Genomic DNA, 16,675 nt, shown 5'->3' with positions numbered 1-16,675 from the left:
GATATCGTTTTTTTGGCCCTGAAAAGGGAAGGAGAATAGAAATTGAAAATGAAAAAGTTATGTGCCTGGCTGCTTGTATCCGGTATGCTTCTGCAAACACCCGGAACCACCGTATTTGCCGCCGGGCCGGGGCAGAGCGGGAGATTTTTAAATGCTGCCGGACAGACCCGGAGGGAAGAGGCAGGCATTAGCCTGCTGACAGAAAAGCAGGAAAAACAGGCGGAGGTACCGAGGAAAGGTGAGGCGCCGGGAGACCGGGCAGGAACGCCAACGGCAGGAGAGACGTCGGGAGACCAGGCAGCAGCGCCAACGGCAGGGGAGATGCCGGGAGACCAGGCAGGAGTGCCAGCGGCAGGTGAGACGCCGGGAGACCAGGCAGGAGCGCCGACTACAGGTGAGACGCCGGGAGACCAGGCAGGAGCGCCGACTACAGGTGAGACATCAGGAGACCGGACGGAAGCGCCGACGGCAGGTGAGACGTCAGGAGGCCAGACAGAAGCTCCGAAGAAAGAAGAGACACCGGGCAGCCGGGAGGAGTCAGGGAAACAGGCCGGTGCGCAGGAGGGGGAAACAGTACCCGGATCGGAAGCAGGGAATAGGACGCTGCAAGGCCAGCTCCATCTGAGCCTGATCTACACGCTTCCATACAGTGACCCGGAGAGCTTGAACGGCGGATTGCAGGCGGTCCTTACAAACGGAGACCAGCAGTTTCGCGCGGCTTTTTCCATGCAGGAGGGGGAGCGCGTTTCTAAAAAGGCGGAGGCTTCTTTTGTGGATCTGGAACCCGGAGAATATCATCTTTGCATAAGCGGGGGCAGTTTTGCCGCATATGATCAGGACGTGGAAATACAGGCCATGGATCAAAAGATGCAGTTTCTGGATGTCTATACCGGAATGGATTTATCTGATATGGAAAAACATCCCGGTGTGATAGGATACGGGGATGTGGATCAAGACGGCGTTATAGATGAAAACGATAAGACCCGGCTGATCCAAGCCATACATGAGGAAAATACAGATTCCGTATATGACTTAAATCAAGACCGGCAAGTGGATTTAGTGGATCTGCAATGGTTCTCTTACAGCTATGGCTATGAGAAAACAGAAGCCTATGTGACAAGGAGCTATCTTCCGGATGAGATAACAGCCAACGTAGGTGCCTCCACCCAGGTGGCAGAGGGAAGTGTAGAGAGCATTTTGAGCAATGACGGAAGTGTTTCCCTAAAGCCTGCAAACGATGAGGAGATTTCAGCGGAAAATCCTGTGGAACTGCAGCTTGATCTGGAAAAGCGTTCCGACATACTGGCAGGCGCTCTGGTGCTGACCCCGCCAAGGGATTCCGCCAATATCATCCAGGCAGGGACCGTGACGGTGGAGTATACAGATGAGAACGAAGAGACGCAGACCATAGAGGCCTCCATAAGCGGCGCAGCTATGTTTGCCCTCACAGCGGCGCAGGCAGTCATGGAGCCGGACGGCACCATTATTGTAAATCTGGGAAAACAGGTTGCCATCAAGAAGGTAGTCATCAAGGTGACTGATACCGGAGGAAGTAAACTGGCGGATATCTCCAAGGTTGAATTCCTCAACGGAATGGAGGACAGGATTCCTGCTCCGGTCATGAACATTCCTGACCAGGTAAAAGCTGAGCCGGGGGATAAGAAATTTACTGTGACCTGGAACGCACAGACCAATGTGGCGGGATATGAAGTTATGGTAAAAAAAGACGGGAAAAGCAAGGTCTACCCCACTGCAGAGAGTAGTATCCTTATCACAAGCTTTGGCACGGAAAAAATGAAAAACAATGAGGAATATACAGTCCAGGTCCGCTCCGTGAACGGGGACTGGAGCAGTGCGTATTCTGAAGCAGTGACGGTGATCCCGAAACCTTCAAAAGCTCCTGACGCGCCGGAAAATGTGAATATTGCCGGAGGCTACAGAAAGCTGGATATCACCTGGAAGCAGATGGAGGATACAGATTCCTACACACTCTATTACAGGGAAAAAGGAACAGAAGCGTTTGAAAAGAAAGAGGAGATCAAGCAGAATAAATATCAGCTTACCGATTTAAAAGACGGCACCACATATGAGATCTGTCTTACGGGAACAAATGAAATGGGAACCAGCGGCAAGTCAAAGATATATGCAGGTGAGACAACGGATATTAATCCTGCGGTTACCTCCAATTACAAACTGATCAATACGCCTTTGGAGGGAGGGGGACTCACCGCGCATATTACATCCATTGATTACCCTTCCGCAAAGCCTGAGACAGATGCGGCGGTTGCAGATAATGATTACACCACTTCCTGGAGCCTGGACTCCTGGGATGCAGGCGGTTTCAATGCAGGAAAGCCATCCCCCATCATTACCTTTGACCAGAGCTATGAGATGGACAGGCTGGTGGTAGTCCCGGATGAAAAACAGCAGTATGCCTATGGGTATGCGAAGACAAGATATTGGGATGAAAACGGTACTGAGAAAATGATCGACGGCCATTTCACCCAGAAAAAGAGCGTGAACGGTAAAGTATATTATGAATTTAATTATTCCCAGCCATTTAAGGCAAAACGAATCCAGATAAACTTTGCCATGGCATGGGCGCCTTCAGACGGAAGGGTTTCCATAGCGGAGATGAAGTTCTACTATTATGACAGTCTGGAAAAAGATGTGGACGGGTTGTTTGCGGATGCCATGCACGTGGAACTGCGGGAGGATGTAACAGCCGCTGTCATTGAGGAATTGGAAAAAAGAGCGGACACGCCGGATGAAGTGACAGGTGATTATCATCCGAAACGAGAGCTTCTGCTTTCCGACCTGGCCTATGCAAAAGAACTTCTCAACGACAAAAGTGCTGGAAGGGTTATGAAAGTAGATACCTCCGTGACCAAGAAAAAAGATGGCGCTCTGGGATTTTCCGGCGGCCTGAATGCATGGCAGCCTCTTGGAATCAGCGCCCATGCAGGGGAAGAACTGGCAGTGTATGTGGGAAGAGATGACGCGGATCTGGGTGCCAATACAAACCTGAATCTGATTGCCACACAGTACCATGCGGAGTCAGGAAACTGGAGCAAGGTGGTTGTGCAGAATCTGAAGAACGGCAAAAATGAAGTGACGATCCCACAGATAGGAAGCTTAAACACAGAACACGGCGGCAGTCTCTATGTGGAATTCACGGGAAATAATGACGCACTAAATATGAGCGTGCGTGTAAGCGGAGGGCAGGAGATACCCAAGCTTGACCTGTCAGGCGCAGCAGATGAGACGGAGGCCAAGGATGCTGTAAGGGCTTATGTGGAAAAACTCAATACATATGTTCCGAAGATCGCAGAGCAGCACAAGAAACTGCACGAAGGCAAGAAAGAGAGCGGCTGTGACTACAGCTATGACAAACAGAACTGTATTCTGGGGGCAACGGACATTGTGCTGGACCAGATGATGTATTCTGTTTCAGCGGAACAGATCCTGAACGGTATTAACAGCAGACTGAAAAGCCAGGGAAAAGACATCACTCCGGATGATCAGACAGAAGTATTATACGAATCCTGCCAGGCTATGGAACAGATGGTGACACTGTTTTATCAGCATAAGGGTCTGGGAGATTATCATGGTGACAAGACACTGACTGCACAGTATGGCAGCAAAAACAGCCTGCCGTCCAGCCGTCTGAACATACGGTATATGAGAATGTTTTCCGGTGCCTTTATGTATGCCGGCGGACTCCATATCGGGATCGAGTGGGGCAGTATTGCCGGGCTTGCGCGCAGCGTGCCGGTGCAGAGTGACAACGGCAGATATGTGAGCGGACAGTTGTTTGGATGGGGAATTGCCCATGAGATAGGCCATATCATCAATCAGCCTTCTTATGCCATTGCCGAGATAACCAATAACTATTATTCTATTCTGGCGCAGGCAAAGGAAACAAATGATTCTGTGCGGTATAAATATGAGGATGTATATAAAAAGGTCACCTCAGGTACAAAAGGCCGCGCGGAAAATGTATTCACAAGCCTTGCCATGTACTGGCAGCTCCATCTGGCATATGATGACGGATATAATTATAAGACCTATGAAAATTATGAGGAACAGTTTAACAGCCTTTTCTTTGCAAGAGTGGATGCTTATGCAAGGAATACAGCGATCGCGCCGGCTCCGAACGGAATCGCGCTGACGATCCCGAAAGATACAGACAATACCCTGATGCGTCTTTCCTGTGCAGCTGCCGAAAAAAACTTACTGGAGTTCTTTGAACAGTGGGGCATGACACCGGATGAGGATACGATCGCTTACGCATCACAGTTTGAAGCAGAGACAAGAAGGATCAGCTATATTACAGATGAAGCGAGAGCGTACCGCATTGAGGGCGGAGAAAGTACAGCAGCTGGGACAGCGGTGAGTGCCGCCCTGGCATATGTGCCGAATTCCAATCAGGTAATCATCACCCTTTCCAATGATGCGGCTGACCAAAATTCCATGCTGGGATATGAGATATACAGAAACGGTCAGGTGATTGGATTTGCGGAGGCAAATGACGGTACTGTGACATATACAGACACCATCGCATCTATGAACAACAGGGTATTTACTTATGAAGTGGTGGGGTATGATAAACTGCTGCAGCAGACAGAGAAGGTTACGGCAGATACTGTGAAAATTTCCAATGACGGTAGTGTGGCAAAGGATGGATGGAAGATCACCACAAATATGACATCCTCCAGTGACCTGCATGAGGAAGGAAATGAAGATAACCCTGAGGGAAGCACCGTTTCGGGGATCAGCAGCATTTGCAACAATGACTACACAGATATGTATACCGGAGAGGCAAAATCTCCGGAACTAGTCATCAGCTTTGGCAGAACCCTTCAAGCTGCTGCATTCAAGATCACAGCCGCTGACACGAAAAACTCCATCAAAAATTTTGATGCCTATATCAGCCAGGACGGAAAACAGTGGACTCCTGTAAAAACAGGAAGCCTGGCCTACTCGGAAAATACGGCTGTCTCCTATTTTAACAAAGAAGGGGATTCCTGGATGTATACCTATGACGCGGCGTATTTGAAGCTGAAGATCAAGGGACAGAGCACAGTATCTTTGTCCGAGATAGATATGTTAGGACCTACGGGAGATAATGTGGAGCTGCTTGAAAATGGCATCGGCATTCTGGATGAAGATTACAGCTATGATGAAAACGGAGGCTTGATACCTGCAGGTTCCCTGATCTTTACAGGGGAATATAAAGGAAATCCTTCCTACAATGTAGTGAAACTGTATGACCAGGACGGAAATATAATGGATGGTTCCCAGTTGATCTTTGCGGAGGTTCCGGCTGAAGGAGAATTAGGAGAAGTTTCATCCGGTACATGGATTTACTATATGGAGCCGGATCAGATTCCAGCCGGCGTGACCAGTGTCAGGGCGGAATTATATCGGGTGGATGATGCCCATACAAATGAAGGGGAGCGTCTCGTCAGTGACACGCTTCCAATGGCTGTGCCGAATCCGCTGCCGCCGATCCATTTGACAGACAACCATGAGGAGGGGAACTGATGAAAAGAATTAAGAGTTTATGCATTGCTTTGGTTTTGGCATTGTTGGTGACTTATGTTCCCGTATCTGCCGCAGTGCAGGATGATACCATGATCAAAATGCAGCAGAAGCATACGAGCCAGGTAGAACTGGCTCTCTATCCCAATGGGGATATGATAAAGAACCACTCAACAACCTTTCGGATCCAAATGCGGATAACAGAGGCGGAAAGCGGAAGTATCGGTGAGATTCATTTTGCTTTCTCGGAAGAGATACAGAACAGATGCAAGATCCGGGAGTATTTTTATGAAAACGGTATCCTGGATATCTATTTTTCATCCGCAGGGACTGTCTTTGAACAGGCTCAGGATGTGGTGATCGGTACGATCTCAGGCACACCCAGCGGGGAAATGTTCCGGGCATCCATTGCTCCGGAAAGCATTATGTTTGTTGACCAGAGCCATCAAATGAAACAGGTGGATGAAGGGGTGCTGCAGGGAATATCTTACCAGTGGGCCGTAGGGGAGAAAGTGCCGGACCCGGATAATCCAAATCCGGATAACCCGAACCCGGATAATCCAAATCCGGATAATCCGAACCCGGATAATCCAAATCCGGATAATCCGAACCCGGATAATCCAAATCCGGATAATCCGAACCCGGATAATCCAAATCCGGACAACCCGAACCCGGACAACCCGAACCCGGATAATCCAAATCCGGATAACCCGAACCCGGATAATCCAAATCCGGATAATCCAAATCCGGACAACCCGGACCCAGATGATCCAAACCCAGACAAGCCAAATCCGGACGAAAACCCGGAGTATCCGGATGGAGTATGTACAGCCTCCACTTACGAAGAACTGGAAAAGGGGTTGGCAGATTCCAGCGTGACGAGTCTGATCTACAAAAGCAAAGATGGAAATGGTTTGACAAAAGAACAGCAGAAGGCATTATTTAAGAGCCTGAAAGGCACAGAAAGAACACTGACCATCATTGCGGAGGAAAAAGGACAGCTTTTGTATTCCTGGAAATTCACCGGAACAGGGATAACAAACATAGATACTTTCATAGATTTTGGAATTGCCAAGAGCAAAGAGAACAAGGATGCAGGCAGCCTGATGGCAAAGGGTGCAGAGAATTTGTATCTGGAATTTGCCCATGAAGGAGAACTTCCGGGATTGGCGGAAATTGAACTATATGCAGGGGACAGCTTTCAAGATGGGCAGAACCTTTACCTGTATTATTACAATACCAAAAAGAACGGGGTGGAACCAATCCAGAAAAGTATCAAGGTTGTGGACGGATATGTGACCATTCAGATTGAACACTGTTCCACCTATATCCTTACCACGAAGCTGGTACGCAAAGATGAACAGTTTCCTGCTGTAACGGTGAATAAAACAGACGGTACAAAAAAGACACCGGTTAAACCCACAACAAAAACAACAGCTAAGACGGCAAAAACAGGAGATGACACACCAGTGGAAGGACTGCTCCTGCTGGCAGGGATTTCTGCCGCCGCCATGATCCTGATTGGGAAAAGCAGAAAGAAAATTTAACAGAAAACAGCATTGGTGCCATTGCCAATGCTGTTTTTTTGGTATGACGGGCATGCTGTCAGTCTGTGGTGAAAGTCCACAAGGGGCGTAGTTGCCGACGAACCTCAAATAGTAAAGGCAATCCCGAAAGCTCAACAATATTTCTATCTTTTATATTGACAAGTATGTATCTAATGTATATAATGAGCATATACAATAAATAATATATATACACGCGCGTACAGAAAGTTGAGAAGTGAAAATGAATATTCTAATCAGCAATACAAGCGGGAAGCCTATCTATGAACAGATTACGGAGCAGATAAAACAAGCAATCATGAGAGGCCAGTTAAAACCCGGGGAGCCACTTCCTTCCATGCGTCTTCTGGCAAAAGAACTCCGCATCAGCGTCATCACCACAAAGAGAGCATATGAAGAATTGGAGAGAGATGGATTTATTTGTTCTCAGGTTGGCAAGGGCAGTTTTGTAGCAGATACAAACCATGAGCTTGTGAGAGAGGAGCAGCTAAAGGAAATAGAAGGTTTATTGGAAAAGGCTGTGGGAAAAAGCAAAATCAGCGGAGTAGAATTGGATGAATTGACAGAGATGCTTAAAATGCTCTACGAGGAGGAATAAAAATGGAAGCAGCGATCAAAATTGAGGGTCTGGTGAAAAGCTATGAAAAATTCTCATTGGACCATATTACTATGGAAATTCCAAAAGGCAGTATCGTTGGTTTGGTAGGGGCCAACGGGGCCGGAAAGACTACTTTGATCAAGTGTATTCTCGGTATTGTAAAAAAAGACGCTGGTGAGATCTATGTGGACGGTGAAAAACTGGAGGATAAAGACCCTAACTGGAAGAACCAGGTGGGCATGGTTCTGGCGGAATCCAATTTTCATGAGACCATGAACGCTTATCAGATAGGCAGGATCATGGAGAATATTTTTTGCCAATGGGACGCCGGACTCTATGAAAAGTACCTTGAAGAATTTAAACTGGAGCCTAAAAAGCTGATAAAAGATTACTCCAGGGGAATGAAAATGAAGCTGCAGATAGCAGTGGCGCTCTCCCACAAAGCGAAATTACTTATTTTTGATGAGGCGACCAGCGGGCTTGATCCTTTGGTGCGTGATGATCTGCTGGATATTCTGCTGGAATATATTCAGGATGAGGAACACACCGTGCTTTTATCTTCACACATCATCAGTGATCTGGAAAAAGTCTCAGATTATATTGCATTTATCCAGAACGGAAAACTGCTTTTTGTAGAAAATAAGGACGATATTCTTTACAGATATGGTGTGGGGAAATGTTCAAAAGAAGATTACAGCACACTGGATAAGGAGGGAATCATGCGTCTGAGAAGAGGGGCTTTGGGTTACGAATTTCTGATACGTGACAGGCAGGAATTTATGCGCAGTTACCCGGATCTGGTAGTGGATGCACCGGATATTGAAGAAGTTCTGCTGTTGTTGGAGAAAGGGGAGGTGGTATCATGAAGGGGCTGATGTTAAAGGATTTATATAGTATTAGGATCACCCAGAAGACATATATTATATTCTTTTTGTTTTTATGTGTGTTTGGGTATATTATGAAGAGTCCAAACTATGTGGGAACCATGTGTATTGTAGTTTTTCTAACATGTGTACTCAGCCTGTTTAATACAGATCAGTATTACAACTGGGACACCTATGCGGCAGCGCTTCCGTTGAGTAAAAAGATAGTTGTTCGGGCAAGGTATCTGCTTATCATTGTCATGACTTTGGCCCTTGCCTTGTTTACAGCCGTAATGACTGGCGCAACAGCAGCACTTTTGGGAATGCCTGTCGTAGAGCAGGTGATCAGCTCGGTTTCCGCTTGTATGATAATTCCTATTTATTCAGGAATTATCATCCCGGTGATCTATAAGCTGGGAGTTGAAAGAGGAAGAGTGATTTTCATGATGTTGTTTTTGATCCCATTTTTAGTGAGCATGCTTTTCAAGGATTTAATTCAAGGGACTGTTGCGGAGTCGGAACTCATCTTTCTTTTACAGACACCGAACGGACAGCTGATCGCAGCGGGTGCTATATTTGTAGTAAGTATTCTGGTTTTAGCAGTATCTTACCTGATTTCTATTAAGATATACAGTAATAAGGAATTCTGATTCAGAAAAGGATTCGCTTTGCTCTGCATTGTCATACAGATGTGATAATTGTTTTCTTGACTTTAAAATTGTACAGTGATACATTATTCTTAGTTCCAATAATTGGATCATGAAGAGGACGGAGGAGTTGGGAAAATGTCACAGGAAGAGAAGCTGCTGCGGGCAAAAGCGATCATTGAAAACAGCAGGTATCTGGTGTGTCTGCTGGGAATGCGGGTGAGCAGCCAGTGCGGGTGCACCAACTGGCGATCAGACCAGGATGCATACGATATTGAAACCAGATATGGTTGTTCCCCGGAGGAAATGTTCAGCGCTGAATTCTATAATACGAGGGTAACGCAGTTTTATGACTTTTATAAAAGAGAGATATTGAGCAAGAGAGGAAGGATCAATGATGGCATGAAGTCCTTAAAGCGTCTGGAAGACAGAGGAATCCTGCAGTCCATCATCACCCGGGATATCTACTCTCTGCCGAAAAGGGCAGGATGTAAAAAGGTGTTGGAGATCCATGGGAGCATCTATCGGAATGTATGCCCAAAGTGCAGGACAAAATATCCCATGAAAGCGGTGGCTGAATCTGCGGGTACTCCCAAATGTACCAAGTGTGGCACGACGATCCGTCCGGAAGTCTGTCTGCGGGGAGAAATGGTAGATAATTCCCTTTTGACCCGTGCAGTTGACGAGGTGGGAATGGCAGACACACTGCTTATATTGGGAAGCAGGATGCATTCACAATTGGCGAAGACATACGTTAAGTATTTTGAAGGGGATAAGATCATACTGATCAATGACCAGGACCATTATGCTGACGATGCGGCAGATCTTGTGATTGACGGCAAAGCCATGGAGATTATGAGTAAATTAGAATTATAACAATAAAAGGCTTGCTTAGGCAGGCCTTTTTTGTGTGAAATTCTTTGTCATGTGTATTTTTCATGTTTACGAAGTAATATACCTGCAGTGTCATGCAGCTGGGCAGCAGTGCTGATATAGGAATAATCTCTATGCAGCACGACCTGAACGGCTACGGGCAGGGATACAAAGTAACTTCGTGTACTGCTGCTCCGCGATAATAAACAGGACAAATCATTTATCATATCATCACCCTGCTAGTATGTTGTACAACGAGTCCAATTTGTATGCGTGGGATTTATAAAAAAGGAGGGCCGGGTCAGCAGGCCCGGCAAAAGAAAAAGAAAAGTTTATATGAAAAAGGTTATTACCTTTGTTGAATATTAATATACAGGGAAAATGTGTTGAAATTGTGGCGAAAAGATAAAATGATTCTAAAGGGTCTTTGAAAAAAATAGAAAAATCCCCGGAGAAAACAGTTCCTCGGGGATTTTCTGTGAATTATATTGAGGATAGGAAGAATCTATATTATGGAATATTGTTACGATTGGATGTATAGCGGGAACGCTACGGAATATAAGAAGATATCCTTTGATCTCATGATGCTTTAATGATGAGGGGGGACTGAATGAACGTGAAGTTTAGCCTATAAAGAAGGAGGGCCGGGTCATAAGGCCCGGCAGTATGAAAAAGAAAAGTTTATATGAAAAAGGTTGTTGTCCTTTGTTAAGTATTACTATACGCGGAAAATGTGATGAAACTGTGGTGAAAAAATAAAAGAATTGTGAATGGTTTTTGAAAGATTTATGAAAGCAGATGTGTCGTGCGGTTTCTGGTAAAGATATACTGTCAGGTTTCGTTGGACGCTTTTTCATTGCATTCCGTTAAAAACCGGTGATACGTGTACCGCCCCCCAAAGTTAGACCAAAAATCTAACAATTGGAGGTCGGTATTTTTATGGCTAAATATGACACGCATATGGCAGTTTAATCTTCATCATCTTCTTCCTCAAGTAAGCCGCGTTTGTGAGCTATTTTAAGAATCCGCTCATACAATTCCCGGGATGGAACAAATTTGTCCAGCTCCGGATCTTTCTCCATATCTTTTATCATTTCCGCAGTTTCTTCCAGTACACGCCGGCTTATCCATTCTTCAAAAGCTTTGTCTTCACTATTCATTAAACTCACCCCTGCTATAATTGTAATCCTCTGTCAAGGGATATTCCACTGGTAAATATTGGAAGTAAAACCGTGTGAGTCTATGCTGCATGCAGAATACAAAACTTAATTATGAAAATAATGAAATATTTTGTGAATAAAAAACCCCGGCTTCTAGCCCGGGGTAAGTGTAGGAACGCAGGTGTATGAATTTCTTAGAATTTACCTTCTTTTGCAGTTTCTTCAACAGAAACGGTGAGGAGCGGTTTTATAAAGGATTGAGAGGTGTTTGTGCGCTATGGGTGTACTACTGTGCACTACTGATAACTGCCCATTCTTACTCTTTATTTTGCAAATCGGCATGGACAATCCACCACTTAATAGCTATAATTAAATTGCTGTTGACTCTTTCCAGCAGGAAGGAGGTGTATCTTTGGAATACATAGTCGCTTTTCTTATCTCTATTGCGGCAGGTATAGTCTGCTACTATATTTGCATATGCCTGGATAGAGATAAATGATCGACAGTCAGCCTAAGTTATTCCTCTTTAAAAGGAAAATAGAACCCCCAGAGAGCTGCAACTCTCTGGGGGTTCGTCTGTGTACCAGTGGAACACAATCGCTTTTCTTTGCTAATATTATATTACGTCAAGGAAATTAAAATGTCAATAGTATAATGAATTTATTCCAACCATCAAACATTCCCTCTATCTCAAAAAACTTATTCTATCAGCATTTTCTTAAAAATTTCCAGCTTTCGCAGCTTCCTCAACAGCCACAGCCACAGCAACAGTCATACCAACCATCGGGTTATTGCCTGCGCCGATCAAGCCCATCATCTCAACGTGAGCCGGAACGGAAGAGGAGCCGGCGAACTGTGCGTCAGAGTGCATACGTCCCATAGTATCTGTCATACCGTAGGAAGCAGGACCTGCTGCCATGTTATCCGGGTGAAGGGTACGTCCTGTACCACCGCCGGAAGCAACGGAGAAGTATTTTTTACCCTGTTCGATACATTCTTTTTTGTAAGTACCTGCAACCGGATGCTGGAATCTTGTGGGGTTGGTGGAGTTTCCTGTGATGGAAACATCAACGCCTTCTTTGTGCATGATAGCAACACCTTCTGTTACATCGTTGGCACCGTAGCAGTTTACTTTGGCACGAAGTCCTTCAGAGTATGCTTTTCTGAACACTTCTTTCACTTCGCCTGTGTAATAATCCATCTCTGTTTCTACATATGTAAATCCATTGATACGGGCAATGATCTGAGCGGCATCTTTTCCAAGACCGTTTAAGATAACGCGCAGAGGCTCTTTGCGGACTTTGTTTGCTTTCTCTGCAATACCGATAGCACCCTCAGCAGCAGCAAAGGACTCATGGCCTGCCAGGAATGCAAAACATTTTGTGTCTTCTTCCAGAAGCATTTTTCCTAAATTACCATGTCCAAGACCTACTTTACGCTGGTCAGCAACAGAACCCGGGATACAGAAGGACTGAAGTCCCTCACCGATTGCAGCAGCAGCGTCAGCAGCTTTTTTGCAGCCTTTTTTGATCGCAATGGCAGCACCAACGGTGTATGCCCATTTTGCGTTTTCAAAGCAGATTGGCTGAATACCTTCTACCATTTTATATACATCTAATCCTGCTGCCTTTGTCACCTCAGCAGCTTCTTCGATAGAGTTCATTCCGTACTCTTTTAAAACAGCAAGAATCTGTTTCTCTCTTCTTTCATATGATTCAAATAAAGCCATTAATTTATCCTCCTATTCTTTCTACGCCAGACTTATGTAAGAGACAATTACTCTTTTCTCGGGTCAACGATCTTCACTGCATCGTTTACGCGGCCATACTGTCCCTGAGCTTTTTCAAAAGCAGTGTTAGCGTCATCGCCGGCTTTGATGAAGTCCATCATTTTTCCGAAGCTTACGAATTTGTATCCGATGATTTCATCTTCTTCGTTTAAAGCGATTCCGGTAACATATCCGTCTGTCATTTCCAGATAACGAGGTCCTTTTGCGAGGGTTCCGTACATGGTACCAACCTGAGATCTCAGTCCTTTTCCTAAATCCTCCAGGCCTGCACCTACAGGAAGTCCGTCTTCTGAGAAAGCACTCTGTGTTCTTCCGTATACAATCTGCAGGAATAATTCTCTCATTGCAGTATTGATGGCATCACAGACAAGGTCTGTATTAAGAGCTTCCAAAATGGTTCTTCCCGGTAAAATTTCAGATGCCATAGCTGCAGAGTGGGTCATACCTGAACATCCGATCGTCTCCACCAGAGCTTCCTGAATCACACCTTCTTTAACATTTAAGGTTAATTTGCAGGTACCCTGCTGTGGTGCACACCAGCCTACACCGTGTGTTAAACCGGAGATATCCTTTATTTCTTTTGCTTTTACCCATTTTGCTTCTTCCGGAATGGGAGCAGCGCCGTGGTTAACGCCCTGAGCTACCGGACACATTGTTTCTACTTCATGTGAATAAATCATTTTAAAACTCCTTTCAAGAATGTATTGACATTAAGTGCGTTAGAAATTTAACGTCCTATTCAATGACATTTTCTCACAAAGTAACAAAAAAATCCAGAGTTATTTTTGAAAAAAGTAAAATTATAAGGGGTCTTATAGGGCAAAAGAGAAAAATATGGAGGGACACAGAAAATTCACATATGACAGGCAGGTCCTTTAAGGTTCATTTAAGGTTACTTTTTTATACTGGAACCCAAACAATACCGCAGAAAGGAATGAAAAAAACGAAAAAGCATATAAATATCAAAGGAAAATGGAAACAATTGCCGAAAAAGAAAAAAATAGCAGCAGGAGCCGTTACTGTGGTGGTGATCGCAGGTATATCCGGGTCAGTGATCGTACTGAACCAAAAGAAAGGCAGCCTGCCGATTATGGGAAGCCAGATGATCCAGGAGGCGTCCGCGGAGAAGGGGAGCATTTCCAAAACCATTGTGGGGACCGGAAATCTGGAGGCAGATACGCCGGTCAATGTGACAGTGCCCTCCGGTGTTGTCATTGACCAGGTGAAAGTGGAGAGCGGCGACCATGTTTCGGCAGGTGATGTGCTTGCAACGGTGGACAGCGCTTCTGTGCTCAGTGCCATGCAGGATGTCCAGGAGGAAATTGAAAATCTGGATGAGGAGATCAATGAGACCAAGGATGATGAGGAAGCTGAAGAGATCACGGCCAGTGTGGAAGGCAGAGTGAAACGGATTTATGTTTCAGAGGGAAGCAGTATCGCGGACAGTATGCTGGAAAACGGAGCTGTCATTCTGCTTTCTATTGACGGCAGGATGGCTGTAAAGCTGGAAGCAGTCAGTGCTGTGGCTGAGGGGGACAGTGTTGCGGTGTTTCTCCCAGACGGAAGTGAGAAAACAGGAACGATAGAGAGTATGGAGGGGAATACCTGTGTGATCACCTTTACTGACAGCGGTGTGGGTCTGGGAGAAACGGTATCTGTTACGGATTCCGAAGGAAATTCTCTTGGCAGCGGTGAGGCATACATACATCAGCAGCTTGCCGTGACAGCTACAGGAGGCACGGTGGATGAAATTAAAGTATCGGAGGATGAATCCGTCAGTGCAGGCACTACTCTCCTTACCCTTACGGAAACCACCCAGTCTGCAAGATACAGGGAGGCTCTGGCCCAGAGAGAAGCCTACGCAGAGACCCTGCAGAAATTAATAGAGCTTTCAAAAAGCGGTTCTGTTATGGCTTTGATGGACGGCACCATTCAAAGTGTCAATGTCTCAGACAGCAGTTCCGGAAACAGTCAGAGCAGCAGTTCCTCCCAGGTGTCATCATCAGGCGGTTCCGCGGGAAAAGTGAGCAATATGGCATATGGGATGTCCGGTGCAGACAGCAGTTCCTATGATGTGGTCACCTTGGCTGACACAGAAGGGAGAATGGAGGACAGCAGCATTCTATTGGAGACGGATGGAGAGGCGGAAACACTTTTGACTGCAGAAAACCAGGATGCAAAAATACAATTTGCCATAACCGGTGAAGGGGAGTGTACATCCGCTCTCCTGGTATTGAAAGTTCCAAAGACAGGGGAGTCCCCCCAGACCGAGGTCCTGGCTGCGGACGGCAGCTATACAGGAACCGTGACTTATGAACCGGGGGACCGGACTTTTGCGGCGGATACCGTGTACCGGGCACAGGTGCAGCTGACTGCGTCTGAGGGCTGGTATTTCCAGGCGGACAGTATCTCCGGTATTGCAAACGGCGCAGTATCAGGTATCACAGTGTCATCCGGCAATAAGGAACTCTCCTTTACGGTCACCTATCCCGCCACAGAGAAAGACAGCAGCGGCAATACAGGCGGCAGCAATACAGACCCGGACGGTGGAGATACAGACAATAATACAGATGGAGATCATTCCTCAGGAAGCGGCGGAGGAACCGATGCAGGGAGTACAGGAAGCAGCGGAGGAGCCAATGCAGACGGTACAGGAGGTTCCGGCGGGGACGGCAGCGGAGGAGCCAATGGGGACGGCGCAGGAGGTTCCGGCGGGGACGGCAGCGGAGCCAATGTAGGCGGCGCAGGAAGTTCCGGCGGGGACGGCAGCGGAGGAGCCAATACAGGCGGTACAGGAACCGGCGGCAATACGGGAGGCAGTGGGACCACCGGAGTAGGCACAGGCTTATCAGGGCTTGAACAGACAGGAACAGGAAACTCCGGCACCGGCGGAAGCGGCTCCGGTTCGTCAGGCAATGTTGTCAGCGGAAGCGGCAGCACAGGAACCGGAAGCAGTAACACCGGCAGCAGTTCGGACACGGCCCAGGCATCCCAGTACAGTACAGATGTGGCGGCCTTTACTATGTCATCGGATGACAATATGGTGTTATCCGTCAATGTAGATGAACTGGACATCAACTCCGTATCCAACGGGCAGACAGCCGCGCTGACCTTTGATGCCATTGAGGACAAGGAATTTGAAGGTGAAGTGACGAAAGTGGGCAGCAGCGCCAGTGCCAGCGGCGGTGTGGCAAAATACAGCGTGAACATTACCGTGGCCCGGGATTCCCGGATGAAGACAGGGATGAATGCGTCAGCTACTATCACGGTGGAGAGCAGGGAGGATATCATCACTATTCCGGTAGACGCCATCCAGGAGAAGGGAGACCGGACGTTTGTGTATACCGGCAAAGATGAGGACGGCAGCCTCAGCGGTGAGACAGAAGTGACAACAGGCCTCTCTGACGGCAGCACCGCGGAGATCACAGAAGGACTGGCAGAGGGGGATACGGTATATTACCGGAAAGTATCCGTTGACAATAAATCCGGCAGTCAGGACAGCAGTATGCCCGGTGATTTCGGCGGTATGGGCGGCGGAATGATGGAAGACAGGGGCAGCGGTTCCGGGGAAAGAGGCGGTATGCCTGATTTTGGCGGACAGGGTCAGATGCAGTCGCCCCCGTCCATGGATTAAGG

Annotated in this window: 10 protein-coding genes; 7 read left to right on the top strand and 3 right to left on the bottom strand. The window is 46.8% G+C overall.

The window, feature by feature from the left end; genetic code table 11:
* Positions 1-48 precede the first annotated feature (48 nt).
* The 6 genes from C6P39_RS26165 (at position 49) to C6P39_RS26140 (ending at position 10,093) form a co-directional block, all read left to right on the top strand.
* The gene (locus tag C6P39_RS26165; RefSeq protein WP_242987224.1) at positions 49-5,547 is read left to right on the top strand and encodes a fibronectin type III domain-containing protein; all 5,499 of its coding nucleotides are present in this window, start codon (positions 49-51) and stop codon (positions 5,545-5,547) included.
* Positions 5,547-7,091, top strand: a complete 1,545-nt coding sequence (locus C6P39_RS27630) for a hypothetical protein (RefSeq protein WP_158661698.1) — start codon at positions 5,547-5,549, stop codon at positions 7,089-7,091. Before C6P39_RS26165 ends, C6P39_RS27630 begins: the two co-directional genes overlap by 1 nt.
* Positions 7,092-7,332: 241 nt before the next feature.
* Entirely contained in the window at positions 7,333-7,707 is a 375-nt protein-coding gene (locus C6P39_RS26155) for a GntR family transcriptional regulator (RefSeq protein WP_095172588.1), read from the top strand.
* A gap of 2 nt (positions 7,708-7,709) precedes the next feature.
* The gene (locus C6P39_RS26150; RefSeq protein ID WP_104805693.1) at positions 7,710-8,573 is read left to right on the top strand and encodes an ABC transporter ATP-binding protein; all 864 of its coding nucleotides are present in this window, start codon (positions 7,710-7,712) and stop codon (positions 8,571-8,573) included.
* Positions 8,570-9,220 (top strand): ABC-2 transporter permease, encoded by a 651-nt coding sequence (locus tag C6P39_RS26145; protein ID WP_104805692.1) that lies wholly within the window; start codon positions 8,570-8,572, stop codon positions 9,218-9,220. The genes C6P39_RS26150 and C6P39_RS26145 overlap by 4 nt, the downstream gene beginning before the upstream one ends.
* Before the next feature lie 135 nt (positions 9,221-9,355).
* The gene (locus C6P39_RS26140; RefSeq protein WP_095172591.1) at positions 9,356-10,093 is read left to right on the top strand and encodes an SIR2 family NAD-dependent protein deacylase; all 738 of its coding nucleotides are present in this window, start codon (positions 9,356-9,358) and stop codon (positions 10,091-10,093) included.
* Between the two features lie 965 nt (positions 10,094-11,058).
* On the opposite strand, the gene C6P39_RS26135 is transcribed toward C6P39_RS26140, so the two are convergent.
* From C6P39_RS26135 to C6P39_RS26125, 3 genes are all read right to left on the bottom strand, one after another.
* On the bottom strand, positions 11,059-11,250 hold the full coding sequence (locus C6P39_RS26135) for a hypothetical protein (protein ID WP_104805691.1): 192 nt from the start codon (positions 11,248-11,250) through the stop codon (positions 11,059-11,061).
* 718 nt (positions 11,251-11,968) lie between these two features.
* The gene (locus tag C6P39_RS26130; RefSeq protein ID WP_095172593.1) at positions 11,969-12,979 is read right to left on the bottom strand and encodes a GGGtGRT protein; all 1,011 of its coding nucleotides are present in this window, start codon (positions 12,977-12,979) and stop codon (positions 11,969-11,971) included.
* 47 nt (positions 12,980-13,026) lie between these two features.
* Positions 13,027-13,719 (bottom strand): iron-sulfur cluster assembly scaffold protein, encoded by a 693-nt coding sequence (locus C6P39_RS26125; RefSeq protein ID WP_065541313.1) that lies wholly within the window; start codon positions 13,717-13,719, stop codon positions 13,027-13,029.
* Between the two features lie 254 nt (positions 13,720-13,973).
* Between C6P39_RS26125 and C6P39_RS26120 the strand changes: the two genes are divergently transcribed.
* Positions 13,974-16,673 (top strand): efflux RND transporter periplasmic adaptor subunit, encoded by a 2,700-nt coding sequence (locus C6P39_RS26120; RefSeq protein WP_158661697.1) that lies wholly within the window; start codon positions 13,974-13,976, stop codon positions 16,671-16,673.
* Positions 16,674-16,675: the final 2 nt, after the last annotated feature.

It is taken from the genome of Blautia marasmi, assembly GCF_900258535.1.
In the GTDB taxonomy this organism is placed as follows: domain Bacteria; phylum Bacillota; class Clostridia; order Lachnospirales; family Lachnospiraceae; genus Blautia; species Blautia hominis.
This window is presented reverse-complemented; position numbering and strand designations above follow the sequence as displayed.

Coding starts and splice junctions, on each gene's coding strand:
- C6P39_RS26165 (WP_242987224.1), top strand. CDS start 49: ATGAAAAAGTTATGTGCCTGGCTGCTTGTATCCGGTATGCTTCTGCAA.
- C6P39_RS27630 (WP_158661698.1), top strand. CDS start 5,547: ATGAAAAGAATTAAGAGTTTATGCATTGCTTTGGTTTTGGCATTGTTG.
- C6P39_RS26155 (WP_095172588.1), top strand. CDS start 7,333: ATGAATATTCTAATCAGCAATACAAGCGGGAAGCCTATCTATGAACAG.
- C6P39_RS26150 (WP_104805693.1), top strand. CDS start 7,710: ATGGAAGCAGCGATCAAAATTGAGGGTCTGGTGAAAAGCTATGAAAAA.
- C6P39_RS26145 (WP_104805692.1), top strand. CDS start 8,570: ATGAAGGGGCTGATGTTAAAGGATTTATATAGTATTAGGATCACCCAG.
- C6P39_RS26140 (WP_095172591.1), top strand. CDS start 9,356: ATGTCACAGGAAGAGAAGCTGCTGCGGGCAAAAGCGATCATTGAAAAC.
- C6P39_RS26135 (WP_104805691.1), bottom strand. CDS start 11,250: ATGAATAGTGAAGACAAAGCTTTTGAAGAATGGATAAGCCGGCGTGTA.
- C6P39_RS26130 (WP_095172593.1), bottom strand. CDS start 12,979: ATGGCTTTATTTGAATCATATGAAAGAAGAGAGAAACAGATTCTTGCT.
- C6P39_RS26125 (WP_065541313.1), bottom strand. CDS start 13,719: ATGATTTATTCACATGAAGTAGAAACAATGTGTCCGGTAGCTCAGGGC.
- C6P39_RS26120 (WP_158661697.1), top strand. CDS start 13,974: ATGAAAAAAACGAAAAAGCATATAAATATCAAAGGAAAATGGAAACAA.